Genomic DNA, 14645 nt, shown 5'->3' on the forward strand with positions numbered 1-14645 from the left:
CGCCCCCTGTCCCGGGGGGTTCCCCGCCCCCCGGGCCCCGGGGCCCAGGGGGGGCCCCGCGGGGGGCGGGCCCCCGGGCGCACCGCCCGTGACAGGTGCGGCTCAGGAGGTGGCGAAGAACAGCGTCTTGCTCGACCAGTCCACGCCGCCGCCGGCCGGTGCGATCTCCACCGAGGCGGCACCGTCGACGGCGGTCTCGTCGAACGGCACGGCCCGCAGGGAGCCGTTGGTGTTGCCGTAGACGATCTTACCGTCGACCCAGGCCATCCCCCGCACGTTGCCCCAGTTCAGGCCCACGCTGGGCAGGGTGAACTCGGTGCAGCCGACGACGTAGCCGTCGGGCTCCAGGTACCGGTAGAACAGCTTGTTGGTACCGGCCTTGGTGTAGTACATCCGACCGTCGAGGTAGAACGCGCCGGCCATCGTGGCGGGGTTGAACCAGTCGTTGTAGCCACTGCTCACCCACGGTGCGCCCACCGTGCCGCCGGTGAACATCGACACACCCAGGTAGCTGCCGCCGGCGGCGGTCGGGTCGGTCTTCGACCAGTAGAGCTTGTTGCCGACCGAGAAGGATGCGCCGGACGCGGTGAGGTTCGCCTGCGCGCTGGCCACCGGAGTGCCCACGGTGCTGCCGTTGAACGACACCTTGGCGGTCTGCCCGTTGCCGGTCCCGACGTACAGGTAGCCCGAGGACGCCGTCGGCGCGTTGGTCGCCGCGACGGTACGGCCACCGGCGAGCGGGAACAGGCCCAGCCGCCCGTGGTACTCGTTGCCGAGGCCGTCGGAGTCGAAGCCGGCGTAGAGGCCGGTGCTGCCCCGCCACAGCTCCCACATGATCGGGCCCCAGGTGGTGGTGCCCGCCGGGGCGCCCGAGCGGGTCGGGTTCCAGACCAGCGGCAGGCCGTTGATCGGGTCCAGCGCGCCGAGCCCGAACCGGTTGATCGCGCCGCTGCCGGCCGAGTCGTTGCCGTTGGCGTTGCTCAGCCAGCGGAAGTGACCGCCGACGTAGACCACGTTGTCGGCCACCTCGACGGAGGTCACCGAGTCGGTGCCGGTGTAGTTGACCCAGGTGGCGTCCATGGCCGTACCCCGGTCGGCGGTCTCGAACCGGGCGATGGCGTCGCAGTACGCCCCGTCGCCCCGGCCACCGTCAGCGATGATCACGAAGTACGTGCCGTCGTCGGAGAAGTCGACGTCGCGGGCGTAGAACGGGAACGAGCCGCTGTAGCAGGGCGCCACGTAGCGCTGGGTGCTCCAGTTGGCGACCGTCGGGGTGCCGTCCAGGTCGACGACCACCACCTGGTTGCGGGGCTGGCCGTTGACCTCGGTGAAGTTGCCCACCGCGACCAGGGTCTTGCCGTCGGGGGCGACGGCCAGGCCCCAGACCAGCTCGCTGCTGGCGCGGGCGACGCTGGCGTCGATCTGGAAGCTCGGGTCGATCGCGCCGGTGGTCGCGTCGAGCCGGGCCAGCAGCGAGTGCTCGGTGCCGTTGACCCAGTGGAACGCGCCGGCGATGTAGAGCTTGTTGCCGACCACGACGGTACGGCGGACCAGGCCGCCGTCGCTGCGGCCGACCCAGCTGGCGACCGTCGCGCCGGTCACCGGGTCGAGCTGGACGAGGTTCTTGCGGCTGACCCCGTTGACGTTCTTGAACGCGCCACCGACGATCAGCTTGCCGTCGGGGCTGGCGGCGAGGGCGTGCACCGCGCCGTCGAGCGTCGGGCTGAAGTCGGCCTTGAGCGCGCCGCTGGTCCGGTCGTAGGCGAACAGGTAGTTGCGCGAGGTCCAGCTGGTGGCGCCGGCGGCCTTGACCGAGGTGAAGGAACCGCCCACGTAGACCGTGTTGCCGATCTCGGCGAACGCCTTGGTGTCGCCGTCCTGCGCGTGCGGAATGTTGTCCGCCGGGTTGGCCGAGGTGAGTGTGCTGGTTACCGGGGTGAGATCCGCCGCGTGGGCGGGCGCGGCCAGGAGGCCGACCGCGAGCACCGGTGCGGCGAGCACGGCGAACCACCGCCGCCACACCGGTCGAGACGTTCTGTGAAGCACTGGCGCCCCCAAAAATGAAGTGAGATCGTGCGTAGCTTGCTCTGCCCGGACATTTCCCACCATCAACCGACCGGTCCGGTCGGCCACCGGCTCGGCCCTGTCCTGTCGTACGGGTCGCGTCCGGACGACCCACGCAGGACGAGAATCGCGCATCGACCGGCGGAGCCCACCACCGGGCCGCCCGACCCCGGTCGGCCTCATGCCGCCTCCGCCCACCGGAACGCCGGGACGACACCGGTGGCGGTCACCGTCCAGGCGGCCGCCCGGGTCAGGTCGTCGGTGGTGACCGCGTCGGCCTCCCGGGCCAGCACCAGTCCGCGTCGGTCGAGTTCCCGGGCCATCTCCACCTGGTGGTCGTCGACGTGTTCACCGTGACGGGCCCGGCGCGGCACGTAGACGGCGCGGTGGCCGGCGCGCATCGCGGCCAGCGCCGACCCCACCCCGGCGTGGGTGATGATCACGTCGGCCTCCCGCATGGCCTGCTGCATCTCGGCGTACGGCACCTGCCGGCGGGCACCGGCCGGCATCCGGGGGATCCGGGTCGAGCCGACCTGCCAGAGCACCTCCGCCTCGGCGGGCACCACGTCGACCAGGCGTTGCAGCAGACGCGGGAAGCCGAAGCGGTCCTGGGTGCCGAGGGTCACCACGATCTTGGAGACCGGGCGCGGGGTGGCGGGCGCGGGCGCGTAACCGTCGAAGATGGAACCGCCGTAGCGCCACCGGCCGTTCGCCCAGCCCGGGTACTGCGTGTAGAGCCGGGTCCGGGGCACCCGGGCGACCAGTCGACCGGTCAGCGACGGGCCGACGGTGCGGGTGGCGCTCTCGATGTAGTGGCAGTCCAGGCCGTGCCGGGCGGCGGGCAGGAAGAACGACATGGCGACGCTGGCACCGGTGCTGATCACCCGGCGGAACCGCCCGTCGCAGAGCACCCGGCGGGCGGCCAGCAGGTCGCGCAGCGCACCCACCGGGTCGCGGGTGCTCGCCGGGGGCACGTGGATGACCTCGTGCCCGTCGAGCAGCGACCGGCTCTGCGGGGAGTCGAACGTCGCCCAGACGCAGTCGTGCTGCACCCCGAGCCGGGGCAGCAGGTCGTGCAGCTCGGCGAGGTGCCCACCGGTGGAGGCGACGAGGAGGGTGGTCACGTCGGTGGCCCAACTTCTGTGCGAGGAGGGGTGGGGGCCGGGTCCGGACGGCGCGGGAACGGGTCGCGCCCACCGGACGGGTACGGGTCAGGTGCCGGTCAACATCCGGTCGTCGTCGGTGGTGGTGGTCGGTGCCGGGGCGGCGGGTCGGCGGACCCGACCGTCGGCGACCAGCACGGCGAGCACCATCACACCGGTCAGCAGGGTGCCGAAGAACCACCCGCCGAACACGTCGGTGAGCCAGTGCTTCTCGGCGTAGATGCGGGTGTAGCCCTCCACCGAAGCCAGCACGGCCAGGGCGGTGACCAGGCCGATCAGCACCCGGCGCGGCAGCCGCCAGGTCAGCGCGGCCAGCACCAGGATGGTGCCGAAGGTCATCAGCACCCGGCCGCAGCCGCCGGAGGGGTAGGTGCCCAGGTCGGTCGGCGGGTGGCCCCGGTCGACGACCTTCGCGAGGATCGTCTGGGTGTACTGCTCGACGACGAACTGCAGCGGCATCGCCACCAACGGGATCCACCAGCGGCGACGACGCCAGGCGATGGCGAAGCCGATCGCGGCCACCACGGTCACCCACTTGAGCGGGTAGCGGTCGCCGATCGGGGAGATGAACAGGTTGACGTCCTCCCAGAAGCCGACCCGGTGGGCGTGCACGTAGTCGAAGACCCGGTGGTCGACGTGGGGTTCGAGCCGGGAGATCGCCTCACCGACCGGCCAGCACACGGCGACGACCGCCGCGCACCCGGCCAGCAGCACCACCACGGCCGCGCCGACCCGGCCGAACGCGGCGGTCAGCCCGGCCAGGGCGATCCGGAACCGTTCGGCCGTCCGGCCGGTGGCGACGGCCGACATCCAGCGCGACGCCAGCACCGGAACGACCAGCAGCGGCACCAGCACCGCCAGCACGGCCAGCAGGTAGACGATGGTCACCGGGGGTCACCACCGCTCGCACGGCCGGTGGCCGGGGCGTGGTCCACCCCGGGCTGAATGACACGTGACGATCCCATCGTGCTCCCTGATTGTGCCGGCCGTCGGCCGGGCCTCCCCCACACCTGTGCCCCGGACGAGGTCCCCACGTCGTCCCGGGCCGGACCGACCACGCCGTCACCGGCCGGTAGTCGTCGAGTGGGGCCACCCTAGTGGAACGTGAGGCGGCTTCGGTAGCGGCGGTGACGGCAGTGTGGGCTTTTCGCCGTTTTTCCGGTCGGGACCCCGACACTTGTCCCAGCCCACGGGAAACCGCCGGTCAGGGGCGGGGCGTGCCCAGCCGGTCGGCGAGCGTGTGCAGCAGCGCGGGGTGCAACTTCGCACTCCAGCCACCACCGCCGGCGGCCAGTTCCGCCGTCCGCAACCACAGCTCGACGAGATATGCGTCGGCGACGAACTGACACCCCGCCGGGTCCAGGCCGAACGCCGCACCGTGCCGGCCCAACAGCTCGACCATCTCCCCGGTCGCCCCCGCCACGTCCCGGCCACCCAGCGACAGGGCGCTCTGGAAACCGTGGTGGGCGAGATCGAACCCGAGCGGCCGGTCGGCGCCGCTGTTCTCCCAGTCCCAGACGACCAACCGGCCCCGGTGCCGGCCGAGGTTCCACGGCACCCAGTCGCCGTGCCAGTGGCCGAACTCCACCGGCCGGTCGCCGTCGCGGGCGGCCAGGGCCGCCAGCGCCCCGACCACCGGACCACCGGCGGTCGCGGCCCGCGCGGTCAGGTCGGCCAGGAACGCCGAACCGCGCAGCGGCCGGGGTGTCGACGGCGGGCCACCGCGCCGGGCCACCGCCAGCATCGCGGTCACCTCCGGGCGCAGCGGATGGCGGGGGCGGCGCACCCGGGCCGGCATCGGCTCGACCAGGGTCACCGCCAGGTCACCCCAACCCACCTCGTCCAGCAGCCGGGGCACGTCCGGGAAGTCACCGCCGTCGCGGGGCAGATCCCGCAGCGCGGCGGCCTCCGCGCGCACCATCGCCCGGGTCGCGTCGTTCCACCCGATCTTCGCGTACGCCCGGGCGACGCCCCGGTCGTCGAAGAGCTGCAACGTCGGCTTGTGGTGCGGGTCCGGCGGCCGGATGCCGATCGCGGCGTGCAGCGGTCGGCCCGCCAGCCGACCCAGGTGCTCGGCGAGCAGCAGCTCGGCCGGGTCGGCGTCGGTGGGCACCGCCACGGTCAGCACCGGCATCCGGGCCAGCCCGGTCGCTCCGAGCCCGGCCAGCATCCCGACGGCCAGCCGGTTGGCCCGCACCCGGGGCGGGCGCAGCGCGTTGTACGCCAGCGTCGACGCCGCGCCGACCCGACGGGAGACGAGCGGGAGCAGGAACCTGGCCCGCTCCACCGAGGGCACCACGGCGTACCGGACGACCGGGCGGTGGGTGGCGGGCACCGGGTCGGGCGGCATGCCGAGCCAGAGCCGGGGGTCACCGAAGATGGCCCGGGTCACCCAGCCCACGCCGTCCTGCCGGGTCCGTGGATCCGTCGCCACCGTCATGCCCTCCACCCGTCCCGCCCGACCGCCGCGCGCTCGCGGCCACGATAGGACCAGCGGACAAGCCGCCGCCCGGCGGGCCGTGACCCACCGGACGGCGTATCCCGTGCCGGGCGGCTCAGCGCTGCCAGACGCGGACGTAGTCGACCCGGAAGTCGGCCGGGAAGCGGGTGGCCGCGTCGGGGTCACCCAGCCAGCCACCGACCTGGAAGTTCAGCCGCAGGTTGAACGGCTTGTTGAACGCCTCGTCGAACCACGGGGTGGTGCTGCGGTCCCGCTGCCAGACCTGACGGCCGTCGATGTACCAGCGGATCACCCCCGGCTCCCACTCCGTGGTGTACGTGTGGAAGCCGTCACCCGGGTAACCGGTCGGGAAGTCCCACCGCTGGTCCTGCTTGACCGGCGTGTAGTCGTAGAAGATCGCCTGGGTGGCGGCCCCGTGCAGGGACGAGCCGCCGGGCAGCTCCACCACGTCGATCTCGCCCTTGCCGCCGTCGTCGGGACGCAACCAGAACGCCGGCCAGAGCCCCTTGGAGTCGGTCGGCCCGTTGGGCGACTTCGCCCGCATCTCGAACCGGCCGTAGGTGAACGACGCCTTGCCGATGGTGTCCAGGTAACTCTGGGTGTACTGCCGGGTCTGCGAGCTGCACACCGCGGTCTCCCGCTGGGCGCGCAGGGTCAGCACCCCGTCGGCGACGAAGGTGTTGTCCGGGTCGTCGACGTTGCAGCCCTTGTCGATGTCGCGGCCCTCGTTGTCGCGCAGGTTCCACCGCTTGAGGTCGACCGTGGGCCCGGTGAACTCGTCGGACCAGACCAGCCGCCAGCCGGGCACGTCGGTGCCGGGGCGCACGGTCGGCGTCGGGCGCGGAGGGGCCGTGGTCGGCGCGGGCGGGCTGACCGTCCGCGTCGGCTTCGGCGACGGCGACGGTGACGTCCGCGTCGGCGACGGGGCGGCGGTGGTCGGCGCCGCCGTGGTGGCCGGCGGCCGGGTCGGCGTCCGGTCGCTGCGCTGGTAGGTCAGCACCAGGCTCGGTCGGATGGCGGCCTTGGCGTTCTCCCGCGAGGCCCAGTAGATCCGGGTGTTCCAGTTCTCCTGGGTCAACGCGAAGGTGACCGGGCCGTTGCCCTTGACGGCGGCGGAGACGTCCCACTCGTTGTAGCCCTGGGCGACCCGGTCGACGGCCGAGAGCACCGGGCCGAGGGCGGGTCGGTAGGCCCATTGGCCGGCGCCGACGGCGGTGCCCTGGGCGGCGTGGGCCCGCACCCGGGACGAGAACTGCTGCCACGCGTACACCCGCAGCGACGCCTTGACGTCGACCGCGTCGGCGGGCAGGCCCCGCACCTGGAACTCCAGCACCGCGTCGCGCTGGCCGTTGCGGTTGCCGTCGCACAACTGCGGGCAGCTCGCCAGGGTGGTCTTGACCCCGTTGTCGCCGTCCTGCGGCACCTGGGTGACAGTGGTGTCCGCGACGGCGGAGAGCGTGATCGGTGGCACCTCGGCGGCGATCAACGGCATCATCGTGGCCGTGATGCCGCCGACTGCGGTGACGCTCAGGACACTGAGGACGACCGCCTTGCGTCGACCGCTGATGGCCGGAAGTGCGCGGTGGATTCCGTGCCGGCTCAAGGAACACTCCCCGGGTGGGCGACGATTACCGGCAGCAGCGTATCCACCACGGCTGGATATGGCAGGTCGGAAATCAGAGTGGCGACACGACTTAACCAAAGAATAAGGGAACAGGGGTTGCTTTTCGGCAGGCCAGCAAACGAATGCCGCTTCGGCGAGGTTACGCCTGATTGACCGGAAAGTCGGCGATGCGGTGACGACCGGCTGCCGGTGGGTCAGCCGCGGGCCGCCGCCAACGCCGCCCGCATCGCGTCGACCGGCGCCGGCACCCCGGTGAACTGGGAGAACTGGCCGACGGCCTGGGCCAGCAGCAGATCCAGCCCGGAGACCACCCGCCGGCCGGCGGCCTGCGCCGAGGCCGCCAGCGGGGTCGGCCACGGGTCGTACAGGGCGTCGAAGAGCACCGTGGACGGTCCCCAGTCGACCCCGGCCGCGACCGGGTCGGCCACCCCCTTGGGCACGGTGGAGACGACCAGGTCGGCCCCGGTGTGCGCGGCGGCGTCGGACCAGGCGGCCGGCACCAGCTCCACCCCGACCGCCGACGCCACCGGTCGCAACTGCGCCACCGCCTCCGCGCGCCGGGCCACCACGGTCACCGTGGTCGCGCCGAGCCGGGCGGCGGCGGCCAGGGCGGCACGGGCGGTACCGCCGGCACCGAGCACCGTCACCGTGGCACCGGGGCGCACCCCGGCCTCGGTCAGCACGTCCACCATGCCGGTGACGTCGGTGTTGTCGGCGTACCACGAGCCGTCGGGACGACGGACCAGCGTGTTGGCCGCGCCGACGGCGGCGGCGACCGGCGACGCGGTGGCGGCCACCACGAGCGCCGCCTCCTTGCCCGGCATGGTCACCGACAGCCCGGCCCACTCCGGGCCCAGGCCGGTGACCAGCGCCGGCAGCTCCTGCGCCCCGCACTCGATCCGGGTGTACGACCAGCCGTCGAGCCCGGCGGCGGCGTAACCCGCGTTGTGGATCACCGGGGAGAGGGAGTGCGCGATCGGCTGGCCGAGCACCGCCGCCCTCACCGGCAGTTCTCGCCGCTCAGCACGCCGTTGGTGCACATCTTGCGCTGGAGCTCGCGGAAGTCGGCATCGGTGGTGCCGTAGCCCATGGTGCCCTTCTTGTCGATGGTCATGAAGTAGACCCAGGTGCCGTTGGGCGGGCTCATCGCGCCCTTGAGCGCGTCCTCGCCGGGGTTGCTGATCGGGGTGATGGTCAGGCCGTCCGCGCCGTGCGTCCGGTACGGGTTCCTCGGGTCGTTCAGCTCGGACTGCTTGAGGATGTCGGAATCCTTCGGGTTCTTGCCCTGCAACCGCAGCCAGTAGTTGATCGCGCTGTCGATCTCCAGGCACTTGCAGTGGTAGCGGTCGGTGTAGACCCGGTTGTAGATCACCCGGGCCACCTTCGGCATGTCCTCGTGGTTGACCGACTCGGCCTGCGCGATCGACGCGGTGATCAACGCCTCGTACGGCGAGATGCCCCGGTCGGCCTCGACCGTCTCGACGAACTTCATCCCCCCGGTCACGTCGAGGAACTTGTCCACCATCAGCGACAGGATCTGCGGGGCAGTCGCCTTCGGCGGCAGCTCGTAGGTGGCCGGGACGAGGAAGCCCTCCAGGCTGCGCGGCCCCTTCTTGCCGTCCTTGCGGTTGAACCAGAACTCCGGCACGCCCAACTTGACCGGGTCCTTCGCGGCGGCCTTGAACTCGGCGACCGGAATCTTGGTCTCCTTGGCCAGCAGGTCGTAGATGGCCAGCGTGATCATGCCCTCGGGAATGGTGACCCCGTTGACCACCCGGCTCTTCGGGTCCAACAGCAGGGCGAGCGCGTCGGTGGCGCGCATCTCCTTCTTGACCTTGTACCGGCCGACCTGGATGTTCTTGCTGAGCGCGTTGTCGTCGGCCGCCTCGACGAAGGCCTTGGTGCTCTTGACCACACCGGCGTCGTACAGGGAGTTGCCGATGTCGGTGGCGGTGTCGCCCTGCTTGACGTCGACCAGCGCCTCACCGCTGCCCGGCCCGTCGAAGTCCGGGGTGATGAAGTGGTTACGGATCCGGTCGAAGCCGTAGAAGGCCCCACCGCCGATGCCACCCAGCAGCACCAGGGCCATGAACAGGGCGAAGATGGTCTTTCCGAGCCCGCCGCCCGACTTGCGGCCACCCGACGTGCCGTTGCGCCGGTTGACGAAGCCGCGCCGGTGCCGGCCCTTCTCCCCCCTCTCCTGCTCGTCGAACCCGAGGTCCAGATCGTCGATCATTCCGTCCGCCTCCGCTGCGCTTCCAGCCAGCTCTGCAGGATCTCGACCGCGGCGGCCTGATCCACCACCGCACGTTGGCGCTTTCCCCGGACGCCACGCTCGGCAAGCCTACGAGACGCGACGACAGTTGACATCCTCTCGTCGGTGAGGGTCACCGGAACCGGGGCGATCACCCCGGTCAACCGGCCCGCGTACGCCAACACGTGCTGGGCGGCCGGGCCGTGCCGACCGGCCAGGTTGACCGGCAGGCCGACGACGACCTCGACGGCCTCGTGCTCGACGACAAGCTGCGCGAGCTGGGCGAGGTCGCTGGGCACCGCGTCCGGTCCGGTGGTCAGGTCCCGGGCCAGCGTGACCAGCGGAGTGGCCAGGATGCCGTGCGGATCGGACCGGGCCACCCCCACCCGGACCTGCCCGACGTCGACGCCCAACCGGACCCCACGGGACGACTCACTCACAGATGGTCACCCTCCCCGGTGACGAGCCAGGGCGGACCAGCTCGGGTCCGCCCTGGCTCGGGTGCTGTTCCGTCACGCGTCGGCGATCGTCTTCTCGACCGTGAGCAGCAGGTTCGGTGCCTCGGCGGCGGGCAGGCCACCGCCCTGCGCCACGTCCGGGCTGCCTCCGCCACGCCCGGAGAAGGCCGCCTTGACCAGGTCGTTCGCCGCCAGGCCACGCCCACGGGCCGCCGCGTTCACGGCCACCACCAGGGAGGCCTTGCCGTTCGATCGGGCCGCCACCGCCACCACGGCCGGCCGCGCCGGATCGATCTTGCCGCGGATTTCCTGGGCCAGGGTCCGCACGTCGTTGCCGGCCGCGCCCTCCGGCGCCTCGGTGCCGACGTACGCCACCCCCCGGACGTCCTTCGCCTGCCCGGCCAACGCCGCCGCCCCGCCCAGCACCAGCTGGGCGCGGAGCTTCTCCAGCTCCTTCTCGGCGTCACGCAGCTGGGTGACGGTCTGCTCCACCCGGTCGGCGACCTGCTCACCGGGCACCCGGAACAGCTCCGCCAGCCGGGACACCAGCAGGTGCTCACGGGCCAGGAAGCCGAACGCGTCCATCCCGACCAGCGCCTCGATCCGGCGCACCCCGGAACCCACCGACGCCTCGGAGAGGATCTTCACCAGGCCGAGCTGGGCCGACCGGGCCACGTGGGTGCCGCCGCACAGCTCCCGGGCGTAGTCACCGACCTCGACGACCCGGACCCGCTCGCCGTACTTCTCGCCGAACAGCGCCATCGCGCCGATCCGCCGCGCCTCCTGCTGGGTGGTGATGAAGGCGTTAACCTCCAGATCCGCCAACAGCACCTCGTTGACCTGCTGCTCCACGTCGTGCAGCACGCTCGGCGACACCCCCGTCGGGGTGTTGAAGTCGAACCGCAGCCGGCCCGGCGCGTTCAACGAACCCGCCTGGGTCGCCGACTCGCCGAGGAAGTTGCGCATCGTCTGGTGCACCAGGTGGGTCGCCGTGTGCGACCGGGAGATCGCCCGGCGGCGGGTCACGTCGATCTCGGCGTAACCGGTCTCGCCGGCCCGCACCTCGCCCCGGACCACCTTCGCCCGGTGCACGATCAGCCCCGGCACCGGCTGCTGCACGTCGAACACCTCGACCTGGCCGGCGCCGACCGTGATCAGCCCCTGGTCGGGCTGCTGACCGCCGCCCTCGGCATAGAACGGGGTGGTGTCGAGCACCAGCTCGACCGTCTCCCCCTCGACCGCCGCGCCCACCGTCGCGCCACCGCGCAGCAGCGCCCGTACCCGGGACTCCCGCTGCAACTCGGTGTAGCCGGTGAACTCCACCTCACCGCCGTCGTCGCGCACCGACCGGTACGCCGACACGTCGGTGTGCCCGGTCTTACGGGCCTGCGCGTCGGCCTTCGCCCGGCTGCGCTGGTCGGCCATCAGCCGACGGAAGCCCTCCGCGTCGACCTGCAGGCCCTGCTCGGCCGCGATCTCCAGGGTCAGGTCGATCGGGAAGCCGTACGTGTCGTGCAGCTGGAACGCCTTCTCGCCCGACAGCGCCGGCTTCCCCGCCGACCGGGTCTCCGCGATCGCCGTGTCCAGGATCGTCGTGCCCGCCCGCAGCGTGGACAGGAACGCGTCCTCCTCGGCGTAGGCGTACTGGGAGATCCGGTCGAACTCCTCCGAAAGCTCCGGGTACGACGGGGACATGCAGTCCCGGGCCACCGGCAGCAGCTCCGGCAACGCCCGCTCCTGCCAGCCCAGCAACCGCACCGCCCGGATCGCCCGCCGCATGATCCGGCGCAGCACGTAGCCGCGCCCCTCGTTGCTCGGGGTCACCCCGTCGCCGATCAGCATCAGCGCGGTCCGCACGTGGTCGGCGACCACCCGCAGCCGTACGTCGTCCGGGTGCGACTCGCTCGCCACGTGCCCGGAGTGCGCGCCGTACCGCTTGCCGGTCAGCTCCGCCGCCCGGTCCAGGATCGGCCGCACCTCGTCGATCTCGTAGAGGTTGTCCACGCCCTGCAGGATCGAGGCCATCCGCTCCAGGCCCATGCCGGTGTCGATGTTCTGCGCCGGCAGGTCGCCCAGGATCGGGAAGTCCTCCTTCCCGCTGCCCGGACCCCGCTCGTACTGCATGAAGACCAGGTTCCAGAACTCCATGTAGCGGTCCTCGTCGACCGCCGGGCCACCCTCGCGGCCGTACGCCGGGCCCCGGTCGTAGAACAGCTCCGAGCACGGGCCGCACGGGCCGGGAATGCCCATCGACCAGAAGTTGTCCGCCTTGCCCCGGCGCACGATCCGCTCGGCCGGCACCCCCACCGACCGCCAGATCTCGAACGCCTCGTCGTCGTCGAGGTAGACCGTCGGCCAGACCCGCTCGCCGTCCAGCCCGTAACCGCCCTCGGCGACCGGCTTGGTGACCAGGTCCCAGGCCAGCGGGATCGCCCCGGCCTTGAAGTAGTCACCGAAGGAGAAGTTGCCGTTCATCTGGAAGAACGTGCCGTGCCGGCTGGTCTTGCCGACCTCGTCGATGTCCGGCGTGCGCAGGCACTTCTGCACGCTCACCGCCCGCCGGTACGCCGGGGTCTGCTGCCCCAGGAAGTACGGGACGAACTGCACCATGCCGGCGTTGACGAACAGCAGGTTCGGATCGCTGATGGCGGGCAGCGGAGCGGACGGCACCACGGTGTGCCCGTTCGCCTCGAAGTGGGCGAGGTACCGCCGCTTGATCTCCGCCGTCTTCATCGCTGGGGTTCCTCCGGAAAGATCTCTCGGTCACCGATACGCGGGTCCTCCCGCAGCTCGGCGAACTGGTCGTCGAACGCCTCACCCCGGGCGAACGCCTCGTGGATCTCCTGCTCGCGCTCGGCCATCCCGATCCGTACGTCCTCCACGAAGTTACGCAGCGACTCGACCAGACCGCCAGCGGATTCGGACAGCCCACTGGCGATGCCCGCCGGGGTGTACGCCTGGGCCGTCCGGGTGGCCTTGCGGACCACCACCACGCCCACGGCCAGCCCGATACCGAGCCAGAAAAGTCGCCTCATGTCCCTATCCTCCTGTGCGCCGCCGGCCCGGGGTCAGCGGTTGCCGCGCCGGGCGGCCCGACGCTGCTGCTTGATGGTGTCGCGCACCTCACGCTCGGTCTCCGCGGTCCGCCGCGCCGACGCGGCCCGGCGGACGCCGTACCCGAAGGCCGCCACCTTCACCAGCGGGTTCGCCGCGGCGGCCGAGACGACGGTGGCCAGGTTCGCCACGTTGGCGGTGACGTTCTGCGCGTGGCTGGTCATCGTGTCGACCTTGGCGAGCTGGAGGTTCACCCCGTCGAGGGAGGTCTGCACCTGCTCCAGGGCGACGTTGACGTTCTTCACCGTGGTGTTCACGTCCCCCAGCAGCGGAGCGGTCTGCTCGTTGAGGTCGTTGATCATCCGGGTCGTCGCGTCCACGGTGTGCCGCAGCCGCAGGATCGGCACCGCCAGCACGAGCACCAGCATCAGGAACGCGCCGGCCGCGATCAGCGCAGCGATCTGTCCACCATCCACGCAAGTCCTCCTCAAGCAGGGTTCCGGGGCCCGACGCCCCGGAACACGCGACCCGGATCCCCGCCGTCACGGCGTGACCCGCACGGGGTCATCGGGAGCAGGCGGGCCTGCCAGCCCCAGACCCTACCGTCCGTGATGGAAACCGGCTCAGGATGGTGAGCGTGTCAGATCGCCGAGCGGATCATCGGTAATCGTCGGGAACGGGTCCTCACCGGTCAGTGACGGGTCGGTGCTCGGCTGTGGCCGGGTCCGCTCGTCGTCGATCGCGTTACGGACCTTCACCGAGACCAACGAGCCGGTGCACTCCCCCGCCGCGGGGGGGACCGGGGTGGCCGGCGGCACCGCCGGGTCACCGCTCGCCTGTGGTGCCGCGCAGGTCGGCTCCCGCACCCACAGGTCGAGGGTCAACTCGTCGCGCCGCCAGCAGGTGTAGCTGCCCTTGGCCGGCTGCTCCGGGCAGCGGGTGACCTCCCACCGCCGCCAGCCCTCCGTCCGCAGGGCCTGCTCGTAGACCCGGGCGGTCTCCTCCGGTGCCCGGTCGGACTCCACGGTGCGCTCCCGCAACCGGCAGTCCTGCAGACACCAGCGGCTGCCGCTGACGTTGTCCACCGTCTTCGCCGTCGCCCAGCCGGGCACACCCAACTCGTCGAGGGTGTCGAAGACCGGATCCCGGCTCAACGTGCGCATCCCGAAATAGAGCGGGAGCGCCCCGAGGAGCACCACGCTGACCAGCACCAGGACTCCCAGCCGCAGCCGACGCCGTTCCCCCGACCGGCGTCGCGGCTCGGTGCCGGTCGGCGCGTCGGGGTCGACGTCGGATGCGTCGCCCCCGGTGGCCGGGCGCAACGGCCCGCCGGACGGACCGTCGGAATCGGACCGGGCCTCCTGCGGGGAGGTCACCCGGGCCACACCCGGCCCGTCGACCCGGCCGGCGGCGGGTGGCACGGCGGCGGCCCCCGCCGCCTCCGCCCGGGCGGCGGGACGCACCGGCGGAGCCGCCCGGCCGACGGACGCCGCCGGCCGGACGCCCGGGGCGGGGGCCCGCGCCACCGCCGCCGCCGCGACGACCCCGCCCGCACCGGCGGGCCGGG

The 14645-nt window shown here is 72.2% G+C and carries 12 protein-coding genes; all 12 read right to left on the reverse strand.

Annotation, left to right across the window (positions count from 1 at the left end):
• Nucleotides 1-102: 102 nt before the first annotated feature.
• Nucleotides 103-2001 (reverse strand): delta-60 repeat domain-containing protein, encoded by a 1899-nt coding sequence (locus ACOJTC_RS08695; protein WP_420116457.1) that lies wholly within the window; start codon nucleotides 1999-2001, stop codon nucleotides 103-105.
• Nucleotides 2002-2243: 242 nt separating this feature from the next.
• Nucleotides 2244-3188 carry a glycosyltransferase gene (locus ACOJTC_RS08700; protein ID WP_420116451.1) on the reverse strand — a complete coding sequence of 315 codons (945 nt, stop codon included), beginning with the start codon at nucleotides 3186-3188 and terminating at the stop codon, nucleotides 2244-2246.
• 87 nt (nucleotides 3189-3275) lie between these two features.
• Nucleotides 3276-4115, reverse strand: coding sequence for a phosphatase PAP2 family protein (locus tag ACOJTC_RS08705; RefSeq protein WP_204927601.1), 840 nt, complete (start codon nucleotides 4113-4115; stop codon nucleotides 3276-3278).
• Nucleotides 4116-4431: 316 nt separating this feature from the next.
• Entirely contained in the window at nucleotides 4432-5667 is a 1236-nt protein-coding gene (locus ACOJTC_RS08710; protein ID WP_420116452.1) for a hypothetical protein, read from the reverse strand.
• A gap of 115 nt (nucleotides 5668-5782) precedes the next feature.
• Complete coding sequence (locus tag ACOJTC_RS08715; RefSeq protein WP_420116453.1) at nucleotides 5783-7291, reverse strand: family 16 glycosylhydrolase; 1509 nt, start codon at nucleotides 7289-7291, stop codon at nucleotides 5783-5785.
• Nucleotides 7292-7506: 215 nt separating this feature from the next.
• A complete protein-coding gene (locus tag ACOJTC_RS08720) occupies nucleotides 7507-8316 on the reverse strand; it encodes a shikimate dehydrogenase (protein WP_420116454.1) in 810 nt (269 codons plus the stop codon).
• A complete protein-coding gene (locus ACOJTC_RS08725) occupies nucleotides 8313-9548 on the reverse strand; it encodes an endolytic transglycosylase MltG (RefSeq protein ID WP_420116455.1) in 1236 nt (411 codons plus the stop codon). The genes ACOJTC_RS08720 and ACOJTC_RS08725 overlap by 4 nt, the downstream gene beginning before the upstream one ends.
• Nucleotides 9545-10006 carry a Holliday junction resolvase RuvX gene (ruvX, locus tag ACOJTC_RS08730; RefSeq protein ID WP_204927606.1) on the reverse strand — a complete coding sequence of 154 codons (462 nt, stop codon included), beginning with the start codon at nucleotides 10004-10006 and terminating at the stop codon, nucleotides 9545-9547. The genes ACOJTC_RS08725 and ruvX overlap by 4 nt, the downstream gene beginning before the upstream one ends.
• A gap of 72 nt (nucleotides 10007-10078) precedes the next feature.
• Nucleotides 10079-12757, reverse strand: a complete 2679-nt coding sequence (gene alaS, locus ACOJTC_RS08735; RefSeq protein WP_420116456.1) for an alanine--tRNA ligase — start codon at nucleotides 12755-12757, stop codon at nucleotides 10079-10081.
• On the reverse strand, nucleotides 12754-13059 hold the full coding sequence (locus ACOJTC_RS08740) for a hypothetical protein (protein WP_204927608.1): 306 nt from the start codon (nucleotides 13057-13059) through the stop codon (nucleotides 12754-12756). The genes alaS and ACOJTC_RS08740 overlap by 4 nt, the downstream gene beginning before the upstream one ends.
• A 33-nt stretch (nucleotides 13060-13092) precedes the next feature.
• The gene (locus ACOJTC_RS08745) at nucleotides 13093-13554 is read right to left on the reverse strand and encodes a DUF948 domain-containing protein (RefSeq protein WP_088647310.1); all 462 of its coding nucleotides are present in this window, start codon (nucleotides 13552-13554) and stop codon (nucleotides 13093-13095) included.
• A 147-nt stretch (nucleotides 13555-13701) separates the two neighbouring features.
• Nucleotides 13702-14301 carry a hypothetical protein gene (locus tag ACOJTC_RS08750; RefSeq protein WP_372444640.1) on the reverse strand — a complete coding sequence of 200 codons (600 nt, stop codon included), beginning with the start codon at nucleotides 14299-14301 and terminating at the stop codon, nucleotides 13702-13704.
• Nucleotides 14302-14645: the final 344 nt, after the last annotated feature.

The sequence above is a fragment of the Micromonospora sp. genome, from assembly GCF_048594385.1.
Lineage (GTDB): Bacteria > Actinomycetota > Actinomycetes > Mycobacteriales > Micromonosporaceae > Micromonospora > Micromonospora wenchangensis.

What these genes read in the sequence shown, in the direction of transcription:
- ACOJTC_RS08710 (WP_420116452.1), bottom strand. Translation starts at nt 5,667, where the DNA reads ATGACGGTGGCGACGGATCCACGGACCCGGCAGGACGGCGTGGGCTGG.
- ACOJTC_RS08725 (WP_420116455.1), bottom strand. Translation starts at nt 9,548, where the DNA reads ATGATCGACGATCTGGACCTCGGGTTCGACGAGCAGGAGAGGGGGGAG.
- alaS (WP_420116456.1), bottom strand. Translation starts at nt 12,757, where the DNA reads ATGAAGACGGCGGAGATCAAGCGGCGGTACCTCGCCCACTTCGAGGCG.
- ACOJTC_RS08740 (WP_204927608.1), bottom strand. Translation starts at nt 13,059, where the DNA reads ATGAGGCGACTTTTCTGGCTCGGTATCGGGCTGGCCGTGGGCGTGGTG.